A 3,801-nucleotide genomic window follows, 5' to 3' on the forward strand; every position below is an offset into this window, starting at 1 on the left:
ACTTTCTCAAGAAATCCATATCCTAGAGTGTTATAAACCTCATAAAACGTTTTCAATATAACATCCGTTCTTCCTTTATATAAAAAATTACTCATGAGAAAAATTTGCGTAAATCTGCTAAATCGGTTTTATCTGTGTTCCAACTACAAAAGTACTCAATAAACGCAAAACATCAGAAATTTCTTCTTTCGAATTATAACTGTGAAGACAAAAACGCAATCGTTCCTGGCCTTGCGGTACCGTGGGATGTAGAATTGCTTTTACATCAAAACCATTCTCCTGAAGCTTCTCCGCTATGATTTTCACTTTTTCATTTCCCGGAATTATCGCCGATTGTATAGCCGATTTACTGCGAACAAACAACGGTTTCAATCCCAACATATTTTTCTCCTGATTGAAATGAACGATGGTATCTTTCAGTTGAGATGAATTCTCCGCTTCCAACTGTTGGTAAGCTATTAAAATCGTTGCTACCGAATGGGGAGACAAACCAGTCGTATAAATAAAACTTCTGGCAAAATTAACCAAGTAGTTTTTTAAGTCCAGACTTCCCAAAACTGCAGCACCATGACAACCCAAGCCTTTACCAAAAGTCATAATCCGGGCAAAAACCTTATCGTGCAGACCCATGCTTTGCACCAACCCTTCTCCTTTTTCACCGAAAACACCCAAAGCATGGGCTTCGTCAAGCACTAAAAGACATTGGTATTTCTCGCACAAACCGACCAATTCTTCCATATTGGGACAATCGCCGTCCATAGAAAATACGCTTTCGGTTACGATATAAATTTCCGAATTATCATTTTTAAAGCGAAGGATCAGTTTCTCCAGTGCCTCAAAATCATTATGTTCAAACTTATAGGATTTGGCATTGGAAAGCTGAATTCCATCCCGAATCGAGGCATGGCTCAATTCATCATACAAAATCACATCACTGCGTTGCGGCACAGAACTGAAAAAACCCACATTGGCATCATAACCCGAATTAAAAATCAGCGCACTTTCCGACTGATGGAATTTTGCGATAAAATCTTCGGTTTCGGCGTATAAAATATGATTCCCCGAAAGCAAACGCGAACCGGTTGCCCCATTGCTTTTCAGATTCCGCTCCAATAAATACTGATGAGTAGCATCAAAAACGGATTCACTTTTCGAAAAACCGAGATAATCATTGGACGAAAAATCGATTAGCGCATTTGACTCCGATAACTTACGGAGTGAATGGCTCTGAATCCGCTGGTTTAACTTGTTGCTTAATGATTTTGGGAAATGTTTCATGATACTTCTTTTTCAATCCATTTTGAATTTCCGGGCTCCGTAGCATCCAACAAATCCAACTTCAATTTAGCGGCAATTTGTTCTGCAAATTGAAATGCCTCTTCTTTTTCAAAATAAACATACATTTTGTAATGCTTATTTTTTCCATACCAAAGATTAACTTCATAATTCCCTTTTAAATTCAGAAAAACTGAAATATAGTCGAGATCGGGGACTTCACTTTTTTTGTTATACTCAAAAGGCCCAACGGAATATCTTGAAACGAGTTTATTTTCATCCAAATCTATCAGTACATCTTTCACCATCGAAAACTTCAAACCCATGACTATCAGGAATCCGCTTAAGGAGAGCATGTTGTAAGAATTACCAATAAACAGACCCAGATCAGGATTAAATATAGCGTAGTATATTGTCATCCCAACCAAATACAAAAGCACACCAAAAAAAACCGCAGCTAAAGCAATTTCAAGGAAATGACGCTTGCCTTGCGAGACTACTACTTCAAATTCATTTCTATTTTCCATACTCCAAAGATAAACATCTTCATTAATTTCTATTTTGATAAATAGTATCGTTTCTCATATTTTAATTATTGTTTTTCGATAATTTTTATATATTTGCTCCAACAAAACAAACGAAATAACATGAAAAAATTAAACATGCTTAAAGGATTTATTTCCCTTTTCTTCTTCCTCCAAATTATTGGAATAATAGGTTCATTAGTTTTAGCCACTATTTTTCTGTTTCAGGAAGGAGATCTGGATATGCCACTAAAAATAAACGGAACGACGATTCAAGTCATCGATTTCCCAACCAAAATAGCTGTCATCTTTGTTTGCTTCGGATATGCTGCTTTCGTATACGGAATCTATCTTTTCAAACAAATTTTAGAATTATTCTCTCAAAGAATCATTTTTGACGATAGAATCATTATCAATTTCAACAAAATTGGAAAGTGTTTTTTGGCAACTACTTTACTTACAGCTGTCCCTGCTTTTATTCTGGAAATTATCGATGAAAACAGAACCTCAAATATCAATTTCACATCAGGCGGATTTGACTCTATCCTTTTTACAGTTGGGCTGGCACTCTTTTTTATGGTATTGAGCGAAGTATTCAAAATAGCCAAATCAATGAAAGAAGAAAACGAATTAACCGTATAGCCCATGCCAATCATTGTAAACCTGGACGTCATGCTCGCCAAGCGGAAAATGCGTTCCAACGAACTTGCGGAACAAATCGGCATCACCACAGCCAACTTATCGATACTCAAAACCGGAAAAGCAAAAGCCATCCGGTTTTCTACTTTGGAAGCCATTTGTGAGATTTTGGAATGTCAGCCAGGAGACATCATGGAGTACGTCCGGGAGGAAAAAAAGTTGTAAATTAGCTGATTGATTTTATTTTCACAGACCTCATATCCGAAATTCTTCAATAGTAAATAACCGCGATGAAAGATGAAGAATTCCGGAATTGCAAGAAAAACATTTCCGAATAGAAATAAAAATGGAAATTTTAGTAGTTTCGCCCAAACAATAACATCATTTTCCAATGGCACTACGATCCAGAAAGCAAAAGTTTTTTCTTTTCCTGAAAATTCTGGCAGTACTCTTACTGCTTGCCTTGGCCGGAATGTATTTCTTCCGCGATATGTTATTGCAAAAAGCGATCGGTAAGGTAAAATCCAAATTCGAAAGCGAATACAATTGTCGTTTTTCAGTTAAAAAAGCAGCTTTTATTGGGATCAGCGGTATCGAGATGGACGATATGCTCCTGATTCCGAAAGAAGCCGACACGCTTTTATCGGTTCAGAAAATAAAAACCAGTTATAACATTCTGGAATTGCTTACCGGCGACATTCAGCTGAAAAACCTTGAAATGAACAATGGTTTCATTCTATTGGTGAAGAATAAAAATGGACGTAATTTCGATGCTTTTCTAAAAAGAGACACCACCGAACGTTCCAACGAAAAACGCAATTACGCCAAATTAGCCTATCGATTGCTCTCGAAAGTATTGAATCTGGTCCCAACAGAGATGAAACTTGAAAACCTGTCGTTGCGCATGGACGATATGGGCCGAAAAGTGACCTTGCACATGAACCAACTGCAATTGGAAAACCACCAGTTACAGACGGCCATCAGCGTAAAAACCAATACGTTTTCACAAAACTGGAATATCAAAGGGTTTGCCAATCCCCGCGAGAAAAAGGCCGACCTGAAATTCTTCAACAGCGATACTTCTAAAATCCAATTGCCTTACATTGATGAGCGTTTCGGACTAAAATCAAGTTTCGACAACATTCACGTAAAACTGGACAAACTCGAAATGGAAAGCGGCGAATTACACATTGACGGCTATACATCGATTGAAAACTTCACCATCAACCACCCGAAAATTGCCAAAAAAGACGTGGTAATCGAAAAAGCGCGTTTCGATTACCGATTCCTGTTGGGAAGGGATTTCATTTCGATTGACAGTACCTCAACAGCCCAACTGAACCATATCAAAGTACGTCCGTTC

4 protein-coding genes and 1 pseudogene are annotated in these 3,801 nt (G+C 37.6%); 3 read left to right on the forward strand and 2 right to left on the reverse strand.

What is annotated here, in order from left to right:
• Positions 1 to 117 precede the first annotated feature (117 nt).
• Together VLB74_RS11270 and VLB74_RS11275 are read right to left on the reverse strand one after the other, a co-directional pair.
• The gene (locus VLB74_RS11270) at positions 118 to 1,278 is read right to left on the reverse strand and encodes an aminotransferase class I/II-fold pyridoxal phosphate-dependent enzyme (protein ID WP_325203557.1); all 1,161 of its coding nucleotides are present in this window, start codon (positions 1,276 to 1,278) and stop codon (positions 118 to 120) included.
• A complete protein-coding gene (locus VLB74_RS11275) occupies positions 1,275 to 1,802 on the reverse strand; it encodes a hypothetical protein (RefSeq protein WP_325203558.1) in 528 nt (175 codons plus the stop codon). Before VLB74_RS11275 ends, VLB74_RS11270 begins: the two co-directional genes overlap by 4 nt.
• A gap of 120 nt (positions 1,803 to 1,922) precedes the next feature.
• Between VLB74_RS11275 and VLB74_RS11280 the strand changes: the two genes are divergently transcribed.
• From VLB74_RS11280 to VLB74_RS11290, 3 genes and pseudogenes are all read left to right on the forward strand, one after another.
• Positions 1,923 to 2,441: a DUF2975 domain-containing protein gene (locus tag VLB74_RS11280; RefSeq protein WP_325203559.1), complete on the forward strand. Its 519-nt coding sequence runs from the start codon at positions 1,923 to 1,925 to the stop codon at positions 2,439 to 2,441.
• A 3-nt stretch (positions 2,442 to 2,444) separates the two neighbouring features.
• Positions 2,445 to 2,663: a helix-turn-helix domain-containing protein gene (locus VLB74_RS11285; RefSeq protein WP_325203560.1), complete on the forward strand. Its 219-nt coding sequence runs from the start codon at positions 2,445 to 2,447 to the stop codon at positions 2,661 to 2,663.
• Between the two features lie 166 nt (positions 2,664 to 2,829).
• Positions 2,830 to 3,801: pseudogene (locus VLB74_RS11290) on the forward strand (glycosyl transferase); the annotation flags it as partial.

The organism is Flavobacterium sp., from assembly GCF_035456225.1.
Taxonomy (GTDB): Bacteria; Bacteroidota; Bacteroidia; order Flavobacteriales; family Flavobacteriaceae; genus Flavobacterium.

What these genes read in the sequence shown, in the direction of transcription:
- VLB74_RS11270 (WP_325203557.1), bottom strand. Translation starts at nt 1,278, where the DNA reads ATGAAACATTTCCCAAAATCATTAAGCAACAAGTTAAACCAGCGGATT.
- VLB74_RS11285 (WP_325203560.1), top strand. Translation starts at nt 2,445, where the DNA reads ATGCCAATCATTGTAAACCTGGACGTCATGCTCGCCAAGCGGAAAATG.
- VLB74_RS11280 (WP_325203559.1), top strand. Translation starts at nt 1,923, where the DNA reads ATGAAAAAATTAAACATGCTTAAAGGATTTATTTCCCTTTTCTTCTTC.
- VLB74_RS11275 (WP_325203558.1), bottom strand. Translation starts at nt 1,802, where the DNA reads ATGGAAAATAGAAATGAATTTGAAGTAGTAGTCTCGCAAGGCAAGCGT.